Below are 19,058 nucleotides of genomic sequence, written 5' to 3'. Positions count from 1 at the left end.
CCGCCATGGACGACCTCGATATCCGCCGCGAGCACCGTTTTTCCGGGGCCAGCCGCATTATTCTGCTCAGCACGCTGCTGTTTGCCGTCCTGGGTATCTGGGCATATTTCGGCAAGCTGGATGAAGTCTCAACCGGCAGCGGGAAAGTGATCCCCAGCTCGCGAGAGCAAGTCTTGCAGTCGCTGGATGGCGGCATTCTCGCTGAGCTTACGATACGCGAGGGAGATAAAGTGCAGGCCAATCAAATTGTGGCGCGCCTCGACCCTACCCGTTCTGAGTCCAACGTTGGGGAGAGCGCCGCCCGTTATCGCGCCTCACTGGCTTCCAGCGCAAGGCTTAATGCCGAAGTTAACGATCTGCCGCTGGTCTTTCCCGATTCACTGCGCGCCTGGCCGGATCTCATCGCCTCCGAAACTCGCCTGTATAAAAGCCGTCGCGCGCAGCTTGCGGATTCAATGGCGGAACTGCAAGATGCCCTGGTCTCAGTAAATAAAGAACTGGCCATCACCCAACGGCTGGAGAAAAGCGGTGCCGCCAGCCACGTAGAAGTGCTGCGCCTGCAACGACAAAAAAGCGATCTGGGATTAAAAATCACCGACCTGCGCTCGCAATATTTCGTGCAGGCGCGGGAAGCGCTGTCAAAAGCTAACGCCGAAGTGGACATGCTGGCGGCGATTTTAAAAGGACGCGAGGATTCCGTCACCCGCCTGACCGTACGCGCGCCGATGCGCGGTATTGTGAAAAACATCCAGGTCACCACCATCGGCGGCGTTATCCCGCCCAACGGCGAGATGATGGAGATTGTGCCGCTGGACGATCATCTGCTGATAGAAACCCGCTTGTCGCCGCGTGATATCGCGTTCATCCATCCTGGACAACGGGCGCTGGTGAAGATTACCGCCTATGACTACGCCATTTACGGCGGCCTGGAAGGCGTAGTCGAAACCATCTCTCCGGACACCATTCAGGACAAAGTGAAACCGGAAATCTTCTATTACCGCGTGTTTATCCGCACGCATCAGGACTTCTTACAGAACAAACTGGGACGCCATTTCTCCATCGTACCGGGCATGATTGCCACAGTGGATATAAAAACAGGTGAAAAAACCATCGTCGACTATTTAATCAAACCGTTTAATCGCGCAAAAGAAGCGCTGCGCGAGCGCTAAATCCTTGAGGATTAGGGGTTGCGGGGGCTGGTCACGCGTGTCACAAGTCTGTTATACTTGCTCTAACACATTGGGGCTGATTCTGGATTCGACGGGATTCGCGAAACCCAAGGTGCATGCCGAGGGGCGGTTGGCCTCGTAAAAAGCCGCAAAAAAATAGTCGCAAACGACGAAAACTACGCTTTAGCAGCTTAATAACCTGCTCTGAGCCCTCTCTCCCTAGCTTCCGCTCTTAAGACGGGGATCAAAGAGAGGTCAAACCCAAAAGAGATCGCGTGGAGGCCCTGCCTGGGGTTGAAGCGTTAAAACTAATCAGGCTAGTCTGGTAGTGGCGTGTCTGTCCGCAGGTGCCAGGCGAATGTAAAGACTGACTAAGCATGTAGTACCGAGGATGTAGGAATTTCGGACGCGGGTTCAACTCCCGCCAGCTCCACCACATTATGATCCGGATACGTCCGGTGAAGTACAGAAAGCCCGCATGGCACAAGCCCTGCGGGCTTTTTTGTGTCTGTCCTTGTCCGAGGGCATCCGGCTAAATCCAGAGAAAATTGGTACACGTTTAGGTACACGCTATACTATGGGCCATTAAACGTGTACCAATTATGGAAGGAATCCAGACATGGCGCGCATCACACGCCCCCTCACTAACAACGAGATCCTTAAAGCTAAACCCCGAGAAAAAGATTTCACTCTGCATGATGGGGACGGCCTGTTCTTACTCGTGAAAACATCTGGTAAAAAACTCTGGCGCTTCCGATACCAACGTCCTGTAAGTAATAGCCGCACTAATCTGAGTCTCGGTTCATACCCTGCCCTTACGCTCGCAGCCGCTCGCCAGATACGCGACCAACATTTAGCTGCGCTAGCTCAAGGGATGGATCCACAACAGCAGCAAGAGCAAGCATCAGAGCAACGTCAGATTGAGCTGGATAGCATTTTCTCAACTGTGGCTGCCAACTGGTTCAAAATGAAGAGCAAAAGCGTCACAGAGGATTATGCGAAAGATATATGGCGCTCTTTAGATAAGGACGTGTTCCCGGCAATCGGTGCAATACCCGTTCAGGAGATAAAGGCCAGAACGATTGTTGAAGCATTAGAGCCAATCAAAGCGCGCGGAGCTCTTGAGACAGTTCGCCGCCTAGTACAGCGTATTAATGAAATCATGATTTATGCTGTTAACACTGGCCTGATTGACGCAAACCCAGCATCAGGGGTTGGGATGGCATTTGAGAAACCTAAAAAACAAAATATGCCGACACTGCGGCCAGAAGAATTGCCAAAGTTGATGCGCTCTCTGGTCATGTCAAATCTGTCTGTTCCGACTCGTTGTCTTATTGAGTGGCAGCTTCTGACCCTAGTGCGCCCTTCTGAGGCTTCTGGTGTTCGGTGGGTCGAGATCGATCTCGATGCCAAACTCTGGACGATTCCCGCCGAACGAATGAAGGCTAAGCGAGAACATATTGTCCCATTATCAGCACAAGCATTAGAATTACTTGATACAATGGAACCTATCAGTAAACATAGGGAGTATGTTTTCCCAAGTAGAAATGATCCTAAAAAAAATATGAATAGTCAGACGGCTAATGCGGCACTTAAACGCATAGGCTATGGTGGGAAACTGGTCGCTCACGGATTACGTTCTATAGCAAGTACGGCCATGAACGAACATGGTTGGAATGCTGATATCATTGAATCAGCTCTTGCGCATATTGATAAAAATGAAGTTCGTAGAGCATACAACAGGTCAACCTACTTGAGTCAACGGAGAGAGTTGATGAGTTGGTGGGCGGAAATAGTTAAACCAAGTAAGTAGATAAAATTATGAGCGACTTCGATAGAATTGAGGAATTAGCAGGAGAAGGGGTCTACTCAGGCGTAGAACTCGAAGACGAGATGTCTCAGGATGACAACTCCGACAAGGAGCCATTCGATACAGATTCAATTTCAATTACTCCTAAGACAGTAGCATTGGATACTGTATTACGTCGTATAAAAAATAATACAATAAAACTAGCTCCAGATTTTCAGCGTAGTTATGTTTGGGATAAAAAAAGGAAAAGTCAGTTAATTGAATCAATGATGCTGAAGATTCCATTACCGATGTTTTATGTTTCTGAAGATAAAAATGGTGTATGGGAAGTTGTTGATGGATTGCAGCGCCTTACTACTATTAAAGATTTCATTTTAGGACCAGACTATGATGGTAAAGGGTTTAAATTATCTGGATTAGAGTTCTGGAGCACTCCATATGATGGCTATGATTATTTTAACTTAGAGAAAAATGATGAAAATATAAAAATAATCAATAATATTATGGAGACTGAACTATCATTCATCATTATAAACCCTGAAACACCAGAAAAAGTTAAGAGAAATATTTTCAAGAGAATCAACACAGGTGGAATGCGGCTATCAAATCAAGAGATTAGACATGCGTTATACCAAGGGCGCGCCAGCATACTATTGAAATCCATGGTTGAAAATGATGTTTATAATGATGTTGTAGGTAGAACAGTCAAAGATGACAGAATGGCTGGTAGAGAGCTTATACTAAGGTATTTAGCTTTTACATTATTCGGCCACCATAATTATTATGGAGATATGGATGATTTTTTATCAAACACAATGAAAGCTTTAAATAATGAGAAAATTAAAGAACTTCCTTTAATTGATATACCTGAGGATGACGTTATCATTAACACATTCGAATTAGGTTTGCACCGAACATATGAGATTTTTGGAGAACATTCTTTTCGAAAATCGTTACCTGGAGATACCAGAAAAACACCCGTTAACAAATCTCTTTTCGAACTTTGGTTGTACTTATTAACAAGAGCTAAAAAAGACTCATATGACGAAATCATCTTGAAAAAAGATATTTTACTGAATGAATATAAAGACCTTCTTCAAAATTATGAGTTTATGAATTCAATAAGCCGACATGGTGCTGGAGTACAAGGCGCTAAATTTCGTAAAGATTGTCTTTTGGACTTACTAAAGAGAGTAATCAATGCTTGATGAACTTATTTTGAAATCATTTAAATCCTTTATCTATTCAAAGTTAGAACTTTCTAACATAACTGTACTCACTGGGCTAAATAGCAGTGGTAAAAGTTCAGTTCTACAAGCAATAAGAATGTGCAAATTAGTAGATAAAGACCACTCACCATATATTCAAGGATTTGGTGGGTTTACCGATCTCAAATCAAAATTGACCTCTCAACAAAAGCCTGTGCAGATTCTTCTTTCTAGTAAAGAAATGAAAAATTATCTATATCTATCACTAAGAGAAAACATAAACAAACACAGAACAAGAATAGATAGGTTTTCGGTAGAATATATCTCAGCTGATAGACATGGCCCATGCGTAACATTACCTATTATGCCTCAGGATATTGATGATATTACTGTTGGTGAAAAAGGTGAGTACTTTGCAGATTATTACTCAAAATTTGAAAGTGTTATAATACCTGAAAAACTTCGCCATGCTAATTCAACAGGAAATACGTTAAAGCATCAAATTAATCACTGGATGGGAGAAATATCACCTGGTGTTGATTTGAATTTCTCCGTTACGAAAGAGCAAGATATTTCCCATCTAGGGGTTAATGGTTTCAGAGCAACTAATACAGGGTTTGGAATAAGTTATTCACTCCCGATCGTGTTAAGTGCATTAGTAATGTCTTCAGAGGCTCCCCTAGATAGCTTCAAGCAGTCAAAAATGAAAGCATGGCATGCTAATAAAAATAAAATTTTAATAATAGAAAATCCTGAGGCGCATTTGCACCCAAAAGGCCAAACAGCTCTCGGATTATTGTTAGCTATAGCATCGTCTTGTGGTGTCCAGATAATTGTTGAAACACATAGTGACCATTTTATTGATGGCGTTCGATTAGCAGTCAAAAATGTAGGTGCTACACTGGCTCAAAAAAGTATCATTTATTATTTTACGCGTGAGAAAGATAAGGATACAAAAATAGAGAAAATCAGAATAAAAGAAGATGGGAAGCTCACAAGCTGGCCAGAAGGTTTCTTTGACCAAAGCACAATTAATTTATCTAAATTAGCAAAAAAATAAAATGAATATAATCAACTACTTAGATGAGAGGTGGGTGGTGGAGTTATGTGCTAATATTCAAGATAACTCCAAAGAACTTGAGTGTTTCTTAGAATTAGCCGAAGCTGTTAAGAAAAGCTGCGGGCGTTCAAGCCTCTCTCTCACCTCAAATATATGGATAATTAAATGCGGGCACGATGATTTATGTGACATCTTATACGGCCCTTTAAATCAAGATCCTGATTTAAGGGATTACCTTTTAAGACTGGCAAGAATCATTGATGAAGCTGATAGTTATGAAATAGACAAACCTGAAACTCACGCATATAGTTCAGAAGCTCACGCGGTTTTACACCATAATAAGACAGGAGGCCTTTTATATAAAGAAAATGAAGAGTTACCTTGGTGGGATGATAGTTCTATGATATTAATTGACTGCCAAGACAAAATACTTTCTTTATTCCGAAAACTTCCTATTTACCACAATATGGGTCTAGACGAATTTGATAGTTATCTAGAAAAATGCTTTCCAAATATATATTTTCTCGATGATGCGAGAGATTTTTCTAAAACAGATATTAGCGAAAAAAACGACACGAAACTGTCGGTTATTATAAAGCATTTATCATATCTTAATGATCATGCACAATATGACTACCTTATAGATCCAGAACAGTTTGAGCAAAAAGCACTTTCTCATGGTGTAGAACTATCTAGAGAAAGCAGCAGTACAAAACGAAACCAAGATGCAGTTAAAGAAAGAACAAAAAAAATAAATGAGGAGGCTCTTTTCTTTGAATTACACACCAAACTCAGTAGAGAAAAAGGCAGAATCCATTTTCATATAGGCTCAAGCCTGAGCGAAAAAATAAATAAATTAAGCGGAGGTCGTCTAATAGTTGGCATTGTGTGCAAACACTTATCAACTTAATTAGCGACTCAATATTAAGCTGCCACTTTAATCACTCATGATAAGTGGCACCTATTCATTTCAATAACCCCCCTAATAAAAAATCAGCACTTTTTCAAATAAATAAATCAATAACAATATTCACATGTATAGCGGCAGAATAACTTCTTAAATATCACACAATCTACATCGTGGGCCGATTTTAATGTAAGAGTACGTGTCAGGATCTAATTTGCGAAGATGGATTATTGCACGTACACATATAATTCGTTCTAAAATCTATGAGTTGCGATCATGACGCCAATAAGTATGCCTTCACGATGCGAGCCCCCTCGTCCTGTAAGTATCCCACATCCCCCTACCTACCAATAACTTGTTGTCACTATTTATAGCTCTCTTGTTTGAATCTCAACAACAACAGTAAAAAATATGCACATTACTGCTGGCGCGCAATGCTCTCCCCGCCACGCCTGCCCGCTTCGTGGGGCGTTTTTAATGCAGGAGCATGAAGGGGCTCAGGCCGCGCCAGTACTGGTGCGGCAGGGTGTGGAAAATTCAGGTTTTTGCATGCAAAGCCATGCAGCGTAGGCATGCATGGCTATTTTTATTAAAAAGACGGGTATTTTCGGGGCGTTTTATGCGGATTTTTTGCGGGTCTGCGCGGCCTGTCGACACATGAAAATCTGACTCTGTTCAGGCGTATATTTTGCCCGGTTGTCGTCTCTCGATGCTCTGTCAGGCCGGAAACCGATGGTTGTCAGAATGTCGCGTTCTTCCTCTGCGTAATCAATATTTCCTCCGCGGGTTACATGAACGGACAGCGCTTCGCGAACACTGGCGGCCGCCCGGTCGAGAGCCCGTTCTCTGACGATGTCAGGTTGTTCGCTGAGGTGCATTAATTCCGGTGCCAGTGCAGCGGCCAGCGCATCGCCGCTTATCTGCATAAATGCGTGAAGCTGTCGCCGGATACTGATACGCTGCACGGCCTCATGTGACCGGATGTACTGCCCGGCCGACTGATTTACCGCCCATGTTTTCAGGTCAATATCATCCCGCAGCGCCTGTGCTGCCTCCGGTTCATAACGGGTGCAGGTCAGCTCCAGCTCTTTCAGCGCCATTTCAGCCCGCGCCAGTGCTGACTTGCTGCTCATCCAGTCCAATTTATTCTTCTGACAGGTTTCAAAGGCCTGTTCCAGTTGTAAGTATCCCGCATAATCGTGCCATTCACATTTAGAGACCCTCCGGCATAATCACTCTGCCAACAAAGGAGATCGCTATGCGTAAAGCCCGTTTTACTGAGCATCAGATCATTGCTGTAATTAAATCGGTTGAAGCCGGGCGAACCGTTAAAGATGTCTGCCGGGAGGCCGGTATCTCTGAAGCCACCTACTACAACTGGAAGTCCAGATACGGCGGCATGGAGGCTTCTGATATTAAAAAGATCAAGGATCTTGAGGACGAGAATCGACGTCTCAAACAGATGTTTGCCGACCTGAGCCCTGAGAACCGGGCGCTGAAAGACGTTATCGAAAAAAAGCTTTAAAACCAGCCTTTAAGCGTGAGCTGGTCACTCATCTGATAACGACATTTGGACTCAGTATCCGTCAGGCCTGCCGGAGTCTGAACCTGAGCAGAACGGTTTACCATTACCGTCCGGATACCACGCGTGACGAACCCGTTATTGTCGCGTTACAGGCAGTGGCAGAGCGATACCCACGGTACGGTTTTCCAAAACTTTTCCAGGTTCTGCGGCGGCAGGGATACCCGTGGAATCACAAAAGGATCCATCGTATTTATTGTCTGCTGAAGCTGAATTTTCGCCGTAAAGGCAAACAACGGTTGCCGGTGCGTAATCCCTCGCCACTGGCCACACCGGAAGCGCTGAACCAGAGCTGGTCTGTCGATTTTATGCATGATGCTCTGGTCTGTGGCCGTCGTTTTCGCACGTTCAATGTCGTTGATGACTTTAACCGTGAGGCATTGTCGATTGAAATCGATCTGAATCTGCCAGCTTTGCGCGTGGTCCGTGTACTCGACAGGATCGCGGCAAATCGCGGCTATCCGGTCATGCTACGCATGGATAATGGTCCGGAATTTATCTCACTTGCACTGGCTGAATGGGCAGAGCAACATGCAGTAAAACTGGAATTTATTCAGCCGGGTAAGCCGACGCAGAACGCTTTTATTGAGCGCTTTAACCGAACATACCGTACAGAAATACTCGATTTTTATCTGTTCAGAACGCTGAATGAAGTGCGGGAAATCACGGAAAGATGGGTGTCAGAATATAACTGTGAACGCCCGCATGAATCACTGAACAATATGACGCCGGAGGAATATCGGCAACACAATCATTTGGCCGGGATCTCAAAAAATGCCTGGAACTAAAACGGGTCTATTTACACCCCAACAAAAAAAACGTATTAATTACTCGCAATTGCACAAAATAGATAAATACCGTTATCAGCATTTACAGTTTTTTCCTAAAGCCAGCGCTTCGTTTGTATGCCATGCTTAACCACGCTAATAACTTATAACGCTAAGCGAGGATATTATGAAAAAGACAATTATCGCATTATCTGCAATTCTGCTGGCTTCTCCGGTTATTGCCGCAACAACACACGCAACCGATAATGATGTAGCCGCCGCACACGAAAATGCCAATACTGCAAAAGAAAAACTGCATCAGGCGCAGAATCAGGGCGAAGAGCAAAAATTAAAAGCCAAACATGCTGCTGAAGGTAAACAAGATGACCTGAGCAGCAAGGTGAGTGAAGGTTCACAAAAAGCCTGGAATACAACCAAAGAAGGTACTGAAAAAGGTTGGAATGCAACAAAAGAAGGTACCGAGAAAGGCTGGAATAAGACTAAAGAAGGTGCTGCCTCCGTTGAGAAAAAAGTCAGCGAATAATCTTCCAAACATTGAATAATAAAAAACCGCGAAAGCGGTTTTTTATTATTAGGAATAAGCCGCAATCAAGCATCGGGCCTCATCGCAATCTGTTTCTAAAGTTAAACCAGATCAGGGCCACTGTAACGCACAGCCCCTAACTCCACGAGTGGCGACAGCAAATCCTGTTTCACTCTCGCCAAACGCTTTCATCCTTACTGATCAACCGGATAATCCCTGTTAATCCACGCATGTTCATCTTCCCAGGTAAACATCCATTTGCGAACCGGGCCGGCCATCACGTTAAGGTAGTAACTGTCATATCCCGCCAGGGTTGCCACCGGGTGATACCCTTTCGGCACCATCACCACGTCGCGGTTATAGACTGCCATACACTCGTCAAGCGACCGGTCGTCGGTGTAGACCCGTTGCATACAGAATCCCTGCGGCGGGTTGAGGCGATGGTAGTAAGTCTCCTCCAGATAGGTTTCCTGCGGGGGATTATCGGTGTCATGTTTATGGCTTGGGTAAGAACTGGTACAACCTTCGTTGGTCCACACCTCCACCACCAGCAGGCTATCTGCGGGTTTATCTTCCGGTAAGATGTTATGCACATAACGCTGGTTGTGACCTTTGCCACGCGCTTCCCCGTCAATATCCTTAGGTGCGATCAGCCGCGTTGGGTGCGTGCCTTTCCCCGGCGCAGCGCAGACTGCCAGCTCCAGTCTGGTCACCGCCTGAACCTGTATGGTTTCACCAGCAGTGACATAAACCGCCCACGGTTTGATCCGTTCGAACGGACTCATCCGCTCACCAATATCCGTAAAAGTTGCGCCCGGCGTAGTGACGGTCGCGCGTCCGGCAACCAATACCAGACAACGTTCTTCGCTGACGGCGGGCAGCGTAAGCTGCTGCCCTTCCTCCAGTTCATACGCTCTAAAGCCAACATATCCCCAACCGGCGCTTTCCGGCGTCACTGACTGCGTACACCCTTGCGCGTCCGGCTGCTGCCAGCGTGATAATAAACGTGACATATCACCTCCTCATATAAGCCCAGCATCCCGCGCCAGACGGCTAAGGTTGTTATAGCCCAGACGCGCATACGTCAGCGGATGCGCGATGGCTGGATCCTGCTCCGCCTCCACCACCAGCCACCCCTGATACTGGTTCGCCTTCAGCAATGCCATAATTGGCGGATAGTCAACGCAGCCATCTCCCGGCACGGTAAAGACGCCGCTCAGCACCGCATCGAGGAAGCTGGTTTTGCGGTTTTTGACATCCGCCAGCACGTCGGCACGCACGTCTTTGCAGTGAACATGGTTGATACGTGATGCCCAGCGCTGCGCCACAGCCAACGGATCGGCACCCGCAAAGGTCAAATGCCCGGTATCGAGCAACAAGCCAACCTCATCACCGGTATACGTCATCAGATTATCCACATCTTCAGCAGATTCAATCACCGTTCCCATGTGGTGGTGATAGGCAATCTGTACCCCCTGCTGCTGGGTGTAACGCGCAAACTCGGTGAGCTTTTCACCGTACTCTTGCCAGCGCTCTTGCGGGAAGCGCGGACGCAGATGTACCGGCGTCTGCTGCTCGCCGTGAATGCATCCACTGACTTCGGCAAAGACCAGCACCTTCGCTCCCAGTTCGCGCAGTAACGTCAGATGTGACTGCACGGCGGCAATCTCCTCCTCCACGCTGCGTTCCAGCAGACGTCCGGAGTACCAGCCGGAAACCAGTTGCAGGTCGTGGCGCTGCAAAATGGGGCCGAGCAGTCGCGCCTCGCGCGGGAATTTATTACCCAGTTCGAAACCAGCAAATCCAGCCTCTTTGCCCTCGCTCAGACACGTATCAAGCGACGTCTCAGCGCCCAGTGAAGGAAGATCGTCATTCGTCCATGTCAGTGGATTAATACCTAATTGTACCGTCATCATCTTCTCCTGAATTATGCTTGTCCGCGCTCGCGCCACCAGGCGATAAGCTGCAGGTAGTTATCTTTAATGCGCGCCACCAGTTGCGCATCGTCAATATCGTGTTTCAACCACGCGCGGGAAGCGTCGCCGAACAGCGTGCGTCCCACGGCAAATCCTTTCACCACCCCATGACCCGCAGCCGCTTTAAAATCAGCACGCAGTTGCTCTGCCGGTGCGTCCAGGCCCAGGATCACCACGCCACGGCAGTGCGGATCGCGCCGTTCGATAATGTCACTCAACGCCGTCCAGCCAGCAGATGTCAGCGGTGGGAGTTTCCACCAGTCGGGGTAGATCCCTAAGTTGTAGAAACGGGAAATGGCGCGCAAATACAGTTCATCACTGCGCGGCATACTGGCCGGTAAAATCACCTCCAGCAGCAGCTCATGACCGGACTGGCAACAGGCGCGGTACACCTCAGCGATTTTCTGTTCTTGTTCCAGGCGCAACGCGTGGGCATCTTCCGGATGGAAAAAGACCAGACACTTCACCACATGTTCCTGCGGCCAACTAATGAGCTGCGAGCCTATATTGCCGTGTTCCATCTCCAGCGGGCGCGACCCCGGCAGTTCGATAGGGCGACCAATCCACCAGCCCTCTCCGGTTATCGCATTCAGCGCATCCTGACCAAACGTGCCATCGCACAGCAGTCCGGCTTTACCTTCCAGCCCGGCGCTGTTCGCCGCTTCACGGCTGGCCTGCAAAATAAGCTGTTTCAATGCCGGAATACGCTTCAAAGATGCGCCGCACTGCAACGCCATCTCTTCCAGTTGGCTACGGTGATCGAAGGCCATTACGCATAGCTCCGGCCATGTGCGGCGGCGAGTCGTCACGCGATGCAAATGGTTGAGATGCGGATCGAGATCCGGACGAGGAACCTCTGCGGCGCGAGAAAGATAATCATCAAGTTCAATTTTGCTCGGCATTGCCGGCGCACAGCCGTGACGCGACACCACCAGCGCACCGCAGGCGTTGGCATAGCGGCACGCCTGCTCCCATCCCTCATCGTTGAGATAGCCGCGCAGTAGACCGGACATAAACGCATCCCCCGCCCCCAGCACGTTCAGCACCTCTACGCGTACGCCGGTGACCGTCAGGCCATCGTCCAGCCGGGGCGGGATCGCGTCGGTATACACCGAGCTGCCGAGTGCACCGCGCTTGCAGACCAGCGTCGCGTTACTCACGCCGCGAACCTGCGCCAACGCCTGCAGCGTATCGGTACTGCCGCCCGCGATATGAAACTCCTCCTCGGTGCCGACAATCACATCAAAAAGATGCAGCACCTCCTGCAACTGGCGGGTGACCTGATCGGCGGCGATAAAACGCGTTTCACCGTCGCCTAAGGAAGTAAGCCCCCACAGTACCGGGCGATAGTCGATATCCAGCGCCGTGCGCACGCCGTGACGTCGGGCGTATTTGAGCGCCGTCAACACCGCCTCGCGGGTTTGCGGATGAGAAAGATGCGTTCCGGTGATGGCAAGACAACGAGCAGAAGCGATGTACTGTTCATCAACATCGCTGGCGGTAATCGCCATATCCGCGCAGTTATCACGGTAAAAAATCAGTGGGAAGGTGTCCCGGTCTTTAATGCCGAGTAGCACCAGCGCTGTCAGGCGGTCTTTATCAGTGATCAGATGGCTGGTATCGCAGCCTACCTGGTTTAACTCTTCACGCAGGAAACGCCCCATATGTTCGTCGCCAACCCGCGCCAGCATTGAAGAACGCAGTCCCTGGCGTGCCGTGCCGTAAGCCACGTTGCCGGACGAACCACCAAGGTATTTGGCAAAGCTCGACACATCTTCCAGGCGCGCGCCAATTTGCTGACTGTAGAGGTCAACCGCCACGCGGCCCATGCATATCACATCAAACTGCTTTTCCACGTTGATACCTCTTCAGACAATGTCGTTCACGTTCAGCCAGCGGCCTTCCTGGTGCGAGAGTGCGATAGCGTCAAGCACGCGCGACACCTTCCAGCCTTCTTCAAAGTCCGGCCACATCGGTGCATCGGCGGCAATGCCGTCCACCAGGTCGCGTACTTCCACAGTTTTCTGGTCGTTAAAGCCGATACCATGCCCGGCTCCCATGCAAAACGCGCCGTAGTCCGGGTGCGCCGGGCCAACCAGTAAAGTGCGAAACCCCTGACGGTTGACCGGATCGTCATGCAGATAGAGCTTCAGCTCAGCCATGCGCTCCTGGGTAAAACTGATGGTTCCTTTGGTCCCGGTAATCACATACGACAACCCCATCTTGCGGCCACAGGCAACGCGGGAGGTTTCAATCACCCCTTGCGCACCGCCTGCAAAGCGCACCATCGCGTGGGCCTGATCTTCGTTCTCTACCGTCACCATTTGCGAGGAACCGACTTTCGCCGGACGCTGTGGCACCACGATCTTCAGGTCGCCGCAGACCTGCTGAATATCCCCAACCAGGTACTGCGCCATATTGACGATATGCGCCGCCAGATCGCCAAGCGCTCCCAAACCTGCCGTTTCTTTAAAACAGTGCCAGTGGATCGGCGCAAGCGGATCGGCCATGTAGTCTTCGTTGTGGGTGCCGTAGAAATGGATCACCTCACCAATTTCTCCGCACGCAATGATCTCTTTCGCCAGCTGCGCCGTTGGGTTCTTCATATAGTTGAACCCCACCAGCGTTTTCACTCCTGCCCGCTGTGCTGCTTCAACCATTTCACGCGCGTCGTGGGCGTTCAGCGCCAACGGCTTTTCTGAGTACACATGCTTGCCATGGCGAATCGCTTCCAGCGCCATCTCTTTGTGCAGATGATTAGGAGAACAGATATCCACGACATCAATGGCCGGGTCAGCCACCAGCGCACGCCAGTCTCCGGTTGAGCGGTTGAAGCCAAACGCCTGCGCCCGCTCGGCGGCCAGCTCCGGCGTGACTTCCGCCACCATTTCGCGCACCAGTTTGCCGCGCAGGTTGAATACCGTCGGGGCCTGAGCATAGGCAATGGCATGCGCCTTGCCGATATACCCGGTGCCAATCAATCCAATACGAACTTCTTTCATCATGATCCTCACAATGCGCCGCGACGGCTCTTGGCGTAGGTATCGAACGCCACCGCCAGAACGATAATTAAGCCGGTAATAATTTGTTGGTAGTAAGCCGAGACATTCATCAGCACCAGACCGTTAATCAGGATGCCCATGATGATCGAGCCGATAATGGTGCCGCCAATACGCCCGTAGCCGCCCATCAGCGAGGTGCCGCCAATGACCACCGAAGCGATGACGCGCAGCTCAAACGAGATCCCGGCGACCGCTTCTGCGCTTCCCAGACGAGCACTGAGGATGAAGCCCGCCAGCCCCGCCAGACAGCCAATCAGTACGTAGACACTCACCAGCACGCGCTTCACGTTGACCCCTGCCAGACGCGCCGCCTCCGGGTTGCCGCCAATGGCGTACACGAAGCGCCCCCAGCGGGTTTTATGCAGCGCCAGATAACCGCCTACCGCCACCAGCGCGAATATCCAGATTGGAATGGAGATACCGAGCAGTTCGCCGCGTCCCCACCAGCGGTATCCCGCGTCGAAACCGGCAATCGGTGCGCCGTCGTTGATCACCAGCGTCAGGCCGCGCCAGATGGTCATCCCGCCGAGGGTGACGATAAACGGCGGCAGACGCAGGCGAGTCACGCCGAGGCCATGCAGAAAACCAATCGCGGTACCCATCGCCATACAGATACCAAGGCCAATCAGCCAGCTCATGCCGCCCCAGGCGTTCGGGTCGACGGTGGTGAAGTTGTCGCCCTTAATCACATACGCGGCGGTCATGGCGCAGACCGCCAGGATGGACCCCACCGACAGATCGATCCCGGCAGTCAGAATGACAAATGTCATCCCGACAGCCATGATCCCGTAGATGGAGACTTCGGTCAGGATGTTGAAAATATTGCGTTCAGAAAGAAAATTGCTGTTCTGCAACTGAAAGAAAATCAGCAGCAGGATCATGAAAATCAGTACCCCAAAGCGCTCAAAAAAGGCAATGGGATCAAGACGTCCGCCGCGTTTGGCAGGAACCTGCGTTTTAGAAATAATCTGCGTCATGAATCACTCCGTTATGCCGCATTCAGGGCGTTGTGGTTGATGGCCATCATCGTCATTAGCCGCTCTTCGTTGGCGTCATCGCCGTGGATCTCGCCAGTCACCCGGCCTTCACTCAACGTGATGATCCGATCGGAAACCGCCATAACTTCCGGCAGATCGGAGGAGATCACGATCACCGCCACGCCCTTTTTCGCCATATCAAACAGCACCTGATGGACTTCTGATTTGGTGCCAACATCGATGCCACGCGTTGGTTCATCCACGATCAGCACCCGAGGGTTAAGCGCCATGCAGCGCGCGAGGATCACTTTTTGCTGATTACCGCCGGAGAGCTTACGCACCTCCTGCGCGCTGTTGACCATTTTGATCTGCAGCGCCTGGCGGTAAGACTCGATCAGGGCATCCTCTTTGCGGGTATTCACAAACCAACGCCACTGCAGTAGTGACGAGAGGCTGGAGAGCGACAGGTTGTCGCGGATCGACAGCCCAAGCACCGCGCCCTCTTTTTTGCGATCTTCCGGTACCAGCGCCAGCCCCTGATCCAGCGCAAACAGCGGATCGCGCGGCTGATATGGCACGCCATCAAGTTCAAAGCTGCCGGAAGTAAAACCGTCGGCGCCAAACAGGCAGCGGGCCACTTCGGTGCGTCCGGCACCCACCAGTCCGGCAATGCCTAACACTTCGCCAGCATGCACGTGGAAGCTAATGTCGTGCAGCGCGATGCCATGCGGATCCAGCGGCGGTTTTTCGCGGCTAAGCCCCTTTACCGCCAGACGCACAGGTTTATCTTCATGGTGAGTTTCGCTGGCCGGGCGGCGATTAAAAGCCACATCGCGCCCCACCATCAGGCGGATCAGCTGTTCTACGGTGGTCTGTGCAACCGCACCGTTTCCGGTAAAACGTCCATCCTGAAAAACGGTGAACTGGTCACAGAGTTGAAAAACTTCATGCAGGCGATGGGTGACGTAGATAATGCTCACGCCACGCCCTTTAAGTTCCCGCACCACCCGGTGCAGACTTTCCACTTCGCTGTCGCTCAGCGCGGCGGAAGGTTCATCCATGATGTTCAGCTTTGCGTTCAGCGTCAGCGCCCGCGCAATTTCCACCATTTGCTGCTGCGCCACGCTCAGTCGGGCCACGGCCGTGGTTGGCGCAACGTTCAGTTGCAGGTAATCCAGAATCACCTGCGCCTCTTGGTTTACCGCCTTTTCGTCAACAATCAGATTGCGTTTGCGCGGTTCGCGTCCGAGGAACATATTCTCGGCAACGGTCATATTGGGCAGCAGATTAAACTCTTGATAAATCGTGATAATGCCCTTGTTCTGCCGCTCAACCGGAGAGTCTTCTACCGGCAATGTTTCGCCGTTGAACCAAATATCCCCGCGTGTTTGCGGCTGTGCGCCCGCCAGCGCTTTCAGCAGGGTCGATTTTCCGGCACCGTTCTCACCTAACAGCGCATGAATTTCGCCTGCTCCAACGGTCAGCTGTGCGCTGCTCAGCGCCCAAACGCCGGAAAAGCTTTTCGCCAGGTCGGTCACTTTCAGTAAGGGTTGCGACATCGGTCTGCTCCTCCTTTAGAGTGAGCCGCCGTAACGGCGGCTCCAGATATACACAAAATCATTCAAGTTGCATCAAGGCGGCAAGTCTGAGAATCCCCAGGAGCTTACTCAAGTAAGTGACTGGGGTGAGCAGATGCAGCCAACACAGAGGCAGCTTGAAGGATGACGTGTATAAATCAGTTACCGGCCTCACTAATACGCTCGGCCTGCTGCAAATTCTCTTTGGTGATAAGCGTTGGCGGGTAGTCAGCCCCGGTGATCGCAGTCTTCTCACGGACGTTATTCACCAACTGGCTCATGGCCGTTTTCACCGCAAAGCCAGGACGCTGATCCGCCGTCACTGCCAGCCAGCCGTCGCGCACACGCGCCAGTGCTTCCGGCACAGCATCGAAGCCCGTGACCAGAACTTCACCCGGTTTCAGTCCTTGTCCCTGTAACGCTTCAATCGCGCCCAGCGCCATATCGTCGTTAGCAGAGAGGATCACCTGCGGACGCTTCGGCAACGAAGGCAGAACGCTTTCGACAATGCGCATCCCTTCAGAACGCATCCAGTTACCGGTCTGATCGGCAACGATCTTGTACTTTTCACCACCCGCCTTCAGGCTGTCGCGAATGCCTTTAGTACGTTCAATGTTGGAGGAGGAGCCTGGCTGGCCGGTCAGCAGAATAATGTCTGCCCCGTCAGGGAATTTGGTTTTGACAAAGTCGCCAATCGCCTGGCCGCCTTTGTAGTTGTTCGCGCCGAAGTGCGGCACTTTTTTCTGGCTGTCAACGGAGCGGTCAAGGGTAACAACGGGCAGTTTCGCATCCTGAATTTCATCTACCGCGCTGGACACCGCGTTGACATCGTTTGGTGAAACAATAAAGCCCTGTGCGCCACGAGTTATGGCATTTTCCAGGTCAGCGACCTGTTTTGGCGAGCTACCCTGCCCGTCCAGGACCTGTAAATTCACGCCCATTTCTTTTGCGGCTTTCACCGCCGTGCGCTGCATGTGAACTTCAAATGGCATCGCCAGGTTTGGCGTACTGAAAACAATTTGCTCATTTTCAGCAATGGCTGCCCCGGATGTCATGGCGATGAGGACAACTAAGATCAGTTTTTTCATTATTATGTCTCTCTGTGTAGGGTAGGTTGTGGTGACAATCAGAGGAGAACTTCACGTTGGCTATGCAGTGACTCCAGCGCTTTATCCGCCAGATACAGCGCACGCTCGCCATCGTCCCCGCTGCAATCAGGGACCGCTTCGCCGCGCAGTACCGCAACAAAGTGTTCCCATTCCGCGGCATAGGCCGATTTATAACGCTGCAAGAAGAAATGTTCAGGTAACGCGCTGGCGCAGCCGGTCTTCGCGTAGTGCTGCACCTGGTTTTCGAGAATGTTGCCCGCGCACAGCAGTCCTTCAGAGCCGTGCAGCTCAAGGCGCTGATCGTATCCGTAAGAAGAACGGCGGCTGTTGACGATGGTCGCCATCGCGCCGGAGGCATATTTCAGTACGATGAACGCGGTATCGATATCGCCCGCTTCGCCAATCGCCGGATCCACCAGATTGCTGCCCTGGGCATACACCGAAACCGGCTCTTCGCCCATGATAAAGCGCGCCATATCAAAATCGTGGATAGTCATATCGCGGAACATACCGCCGGACACACGCACGTATTCCGCAGGCGGCGGCGACGGGTCGCGGGAAATGATCAGCAGCGATTCCGGCTTTCCGATACGCCCGGCCAGTGCGTCAGTTTTCACACGGCGAAACTGTGGATCGAAGCGGCGGTTGAAACCGATAAACAACGGTACATCGTACTCTTTGACCACTTTCAGGCAGTCGCGTACACGGGCCAGATCCAGGTGGACCGGCTTTTCACAGAAGATGGCTTTACCGTGGCGGGCGGCCATTTCAATCAGATCCGCATGGGTATCGGTCGCGGAGGCAATCAGCACGGCGTGAACGTTAGGGTCCGTCATCGCCTCATCCAGGCTTTGCAAACGAGCCTGGTACTGTGTGGCAAGACGGGTGGCAAATTCCTGATTCGGGTCGACGACGGACCAGAGGGTAGTAGCACTGTGACTGGCAATGTTAGCTGCATGTACCTGGCCAATTCGGCCAGCGCCCAGTAAAGCAATGTTAAACATAACGGCTCCCGGTGTTGGTGAATGCGATGAACTAACGACCCCTTAAATAAAACATTTATTTCATTTTTATAAATAGTGAAAATTATGTTTTTGAGTGCAAGTTAACACTTTTGAGATGATCGAGATAAAATCTGTTATCAATATCACAACATAACAACAGGGAAGATGCAGGAATTGGCCCCCTTCCGTTCAGGAAGGAGGCGATGGATGAAGAAAAAGGAAAAATGAAATGAAAATTTCGTTGTCGCAGGTTGCCGGATGACGGCGCTAACGCCTTATCCGGCCTGGGGGTAGAATTCGCTGTAG

At 50.6% G+C, this 19,058-nt stretch carries 16 protein-coding genes and 1 other RNA gene; 8 read left to right on the top strand and 9 right to left on the bottom strand.

What is annotated here, in order from left to right; genetic code table 11:
* The first annotated feature begins 5 nt into the window (after nucleotides 1-5).
* The 6 genes from IB222_RS05770 (at nucleotide 6) to IB222_RS05745 (ending at nucleotide 6,157) form a co-directional block, all read left to right on the top strand.
* Nucleotides 6-1,169: an HlyD family efflux transporter periplasmic adaptor subunit gene (locus IB222_RS05770; protein WP_122973896.1), complete on the top strand. Its 1,164-nt coding sequence runs from the start codon at nucleotides 6-8 to the stop codon at nucleotides 1,167-1,169.
* A gap of 72 nt (nucleotides 1,170-1,241) precedes the next feature.
* Nucleotides 1,242-1,605, top strand: a transfer-messenger RNA (tmRNA) gene (gene ssrA, locus IB222_RS05765).
* A gap of 183 nt (nucleotides 1,606-1,788) precedes the next feature.
* Nucleotides 1,789-2,982, top strand: coding sequence for an integrase domain-containing protein (locus IB222_RS05760; protein ID WP_149385194.1), 1,194 nt, complete (start codon nucleotides 1,789-1,791; stop codon nucleotides 2,980-2,982).
* Nucleotides 2,983-2,990: 8 nt separating this feature from the next.
* Nucleotides 2,991-4,187 carry a DUF262 domain-containing protein gene (locus tag IB222_RS05755; protein ID WP_149385193.1) on the top strand — a complete coding sequence of 399 codons (1,197 nt, stop codon included), beginning with the start codon at nucleotides 2,991-2,993 and terminating at the stop codon, nucleotides 4,185-4,187.
* Nucleotides 4,180-5,247, top strand: a complete 1,068-nt coding sequence (locus IB222_RS05750; protein ID WP_149385192.1) for a DUF3696 domain-containing protein — start codon at nucleotides 4,180-4,182, stop codon at nucleotides 5,245-5,247. The genes IB222_RS05755 and IB222_RS05750 overlap by 8 nt, the downstream gene beginning before the upstream one ends.
* Nucleotide 5,248: 1 nt before the next feature.
* Nucleotides 5,249-6,157 (top strand): hypothetical protein, encoded by a 909-nt coding sequence (locus IB222_RS05745; RefSeq protein ID WP_149385191.1) that lies wholly within the window; start codon nucleotides 5,249-5,251, stop codon nucleotides 6,155-6,157.
* A gap of 614 nt (nucleotides 6,158-6,771) precedes the next feature.
* Here the strand turns inward: IB222_RS05745 and IB222_RS05740 are convergent.
* Nucleotides 6,772-7,287 (bottom strand): phage polarity suppression protein, encoded by a 516-nt coding sequence (locus tag IB222_RS05740; protein WP_149385190.1) that lies wholly within the window; start codon nucleotides 7,285-7,287, stop codon nucleotides 6,772-6,774.
* 125 nt (nucleotides 7,288-7,412) lie between these two features.
* On the opposite strand from IB222_RS05740, the gene IB222_RS05735 reads away from it, so the two are divergent.
* Nucleotides 7,413-8,524, top strand: a protein-coding gene (locus IB222_RS05735; RefSeq protein WP_126317629.1) for an IS3 family transposase whose coding sequence is annotated in 2 segments (ribosomal slippage) — nucleotides 7,413-7,674 and nucleotides 7,674-8,524 — 1,113 coding nt in all. Because the reading frame shifts where the segments join, the coding sequence is not laid out codon by codon here.
* Nucleotides 8,525-8,690: 166 nt separating this feature from the next.
* Nucleotides 8,691-9,047, top strand: a complete 357-nt coding sequence (locus IB222_RS05730; RefSeq protein ID WP_003826111.1) for a hypothetical protein — start codon at nucleotides 8,691-8,693, stop codon at nucleotides 9,045-9,047.
* Between the two features lie 194 nt (nucleotides 9,048-9,241).
* Here the strand turns inward: IB222_RS05730 and iolB are convergent, their stop codons facing one another.
* The 8 genes from iolB to iolG all read right to left on the bottom strand — a co-directional run bounded on the left by iolB (nucleotide 9,242) and on the right by iolG (nucleotide 18,752).
* A complete protein-coding gene (gene iolB, locus IB222_RS05725) occupies nucleotides 9,242-10,060 on the bottom strand; it encodes a 5-deoxy-glucuronate isomerase (RefSeq protein WP_149385055.1) in 819 nt (272 codons plus the stop codon).
* Between the two features lie 9 nt (nucleotides 10,061-10,069).
* Complete coding sequence (gene iolE / locus IB222_RS05720) at nucleotides 10,070-10,960, bottom strand: myo-inosose-2 dehydratase (protein WP_003826107.1); 891 nt, start codon at nucleotides 10,958-10,960, stop codon at nucleotides 10,070-10,072.
* A gap of 14 nt (nucleotides 10,961-10,974) precedes the next feature.
* Complete coding sequence (gene iolC / locus IB222_RS05715; protein WP_149385056.1) at nucleotides 10,975-12,879, bottom strand: 5-dehydro-2-deoxygluconokinase; 1,905 nt, start codon at nucleotides 12,877-12,879, stop codon at nucleotides 10,975-10,977.
* A 12-nt stretch (nucleotides 12,880-12,891) separates the two neighbouring features.
* Complete coding sequence (locus IB222_RS05710) at nucleotides 12,892-14,025, bottom strand: Gfo/Idh/MocA family oxidoreductase (RefSeq protein ID WP_003826104.1); 1,134 nt, start codon at nucleotides 14,023-14,025, stop codon at nucleotides 12,892-12,894.
* Nucleotides 14,026-14,033: 8 nt separating this feature from the next.
* Nucleotides 14,034-15,062, bottom strand: a complete 1,029-nt coding sequence (locus tag IB222_RS05705) for an ABC transporter permease (RefSeq protein ID WP_003826102.1) — start codon at nucleotides 15,060-15,062, stop codon at nucleotides 14,034-14,036.
* Nucleotides 15,063-15,073: 11 nt separating this feature from the next.
* Nucleotides 15,074-16,621 (bottom strand): sugar ABC transporter ATP-binding protein, encoded by a 1,548-nt coding sequence (locus tag IB222_RS05700; protein ID WP_149385057.1) that lies wholly within the window; start codon nucleotides 16,619-16,621, stop codon nucleotides 15,074-15,076.
* 176 nt (nucleotides 16,622-16,797) lie between these two features.
* Nucleotides 16,798-17,727, bottom strand: a complete 930-nt coding sequence (locus tag IB222_RS05695) for a sugar ABC transporter substrate-binding protein (protein WP_149385058.1) — start codon at nucleotides 17,725-17,727, stop codon at nucleotides 16,798-16,800.
* A gap of 38 nt (nucleotides 17,728-17,765) precedes the next feature.
* Nucleotides 17,766-18,752, bottom strand: coding sequence for an inositol 2-dehydrogenase (gene iolG, locus IB222_RS05690; protein WP_063941009.1), 987 nt, complete (start codon nucleotides 18,750-18,752; stop codon nucleotides 17,766-17,768).
* Nucleotides 18,753-19,058 lie beyond the last annotated feature (306 nt).

This window comes from Citrobacter sp. C13, from assembly GCF_014596815.2.
GTDB lineage: Bacteria > Pseudomonadota > Gammaproteobacteria > Enterobacterales > Enterobacteriaceae > Citrobacter > Citrobacter portucalensis.
This window is presented reverse-complemented; position numbering and strand designations above follow the sequence as displayed.

What these genes read in the sequence shown, in the direction of transcription:
- IB222_RS05770 (WP_122973896.1), top strand. Translation starts at nt 6, where the DNA reads ATGGACGACCTCGATATCCGCCGCGAGCACCGTTTTTCCGGGGCCAGC.
- IB222_RS05760 (WP_149385194.1), top strand. Translation starts at nt 1,789, where the DNA reads ATGGCGCGCATCACACGCCCCCTCACTAACAACGAGATCCTTAAAGCT.
- IB222_RS05755 (WP_149385193.1), top strand. Translation starts at nt 2,991, where the DNA reads ATGAGCGACTTCGATAGAATTGAGGAATTAGCAGGAGAAGGGGTCTAC.
- IB222_RS05750 (WP_149385192.1), top strand. Translation starts at nt 4,180, where the DNA reads ATGCTTGATGAACTTATTTTGAAATCATTTAAATCCTTTATCTATTCA.
- IB222_RS05745 (WP_149385191.1), top strand. Translation starts at nt 5,249, where the DNA reads ATGAATATAATCAACTACTTAGATGAGAGGTGGGTGGTGGAGTTATGT.
- IB222_RS05740 (WP_149385190.1), bottom strand. Translation starts at nt 7,287, where the DNA reads ATGAGCAGCAAGTCAGCACTGGCGCGGGCTGAAATGGCGCTGAAAGAG.
- IB222_RS05730 (WP_003826111.1), top strand. Translation starts at nt 8,691, where the DNA reads ATGAAAAAGACAATTATCGCATTATCTGCAATTCTGCTGGCTTCTCCG.
- iolB (WP_149385055.1), bottom strand. Translation starts at nt 10,060, where the DNA reads ATGTCACGTTTATTATCACGCTGGCAGCAGCCGGACGCGCAAGGGTGT.
- iolE (WP_003826107.1), bottom strand. Translation starts at nt 10,960, where the DNA reads ATGACGGTACAATTAGGTATTAATCCACTGACATGGACGAATGACGAT.
- IB222_RS05710 (WP_003826104.1), bottom strand. Translation starts at nt 14,025, where the DNA reads ATGAAAGAAGTTCGTATTGGATTGATTGGCACCGGGTATATCGGCAAG.
- IB222_RS05705 (WP_003826102.1), bottom strand. Translation starts at nt 15,062, where the DNA reads ATGACGCAGATTATTTCTAAAACGCAGGTTCCTGCCAAACGCGGCGGA.
- IB222_RS05700 (WP_149385057.1), bottom strand. Translation starts at nt 16,621, where the DNA reads ATGTCGCAACCCTTACTGAAAGTGACCGACCTGGCGAAAAGCTTTTCC.
- IB222_RS05695 (WP_149385058.1), bottom strand. Translation starts at nt 17,727, where the DNA reads ATGAAAAAACTGATCTTAGTTGTCCTCATCGCCATGACATCCGGGGCA.
- iolG (WP_063941009.1), bottom strand. Translation starts at nt 18,752, where the DNA reads ATGTTTAACATTGCTTTACTGGGCGCTGGCCGAATTGGCCAGGTACAT.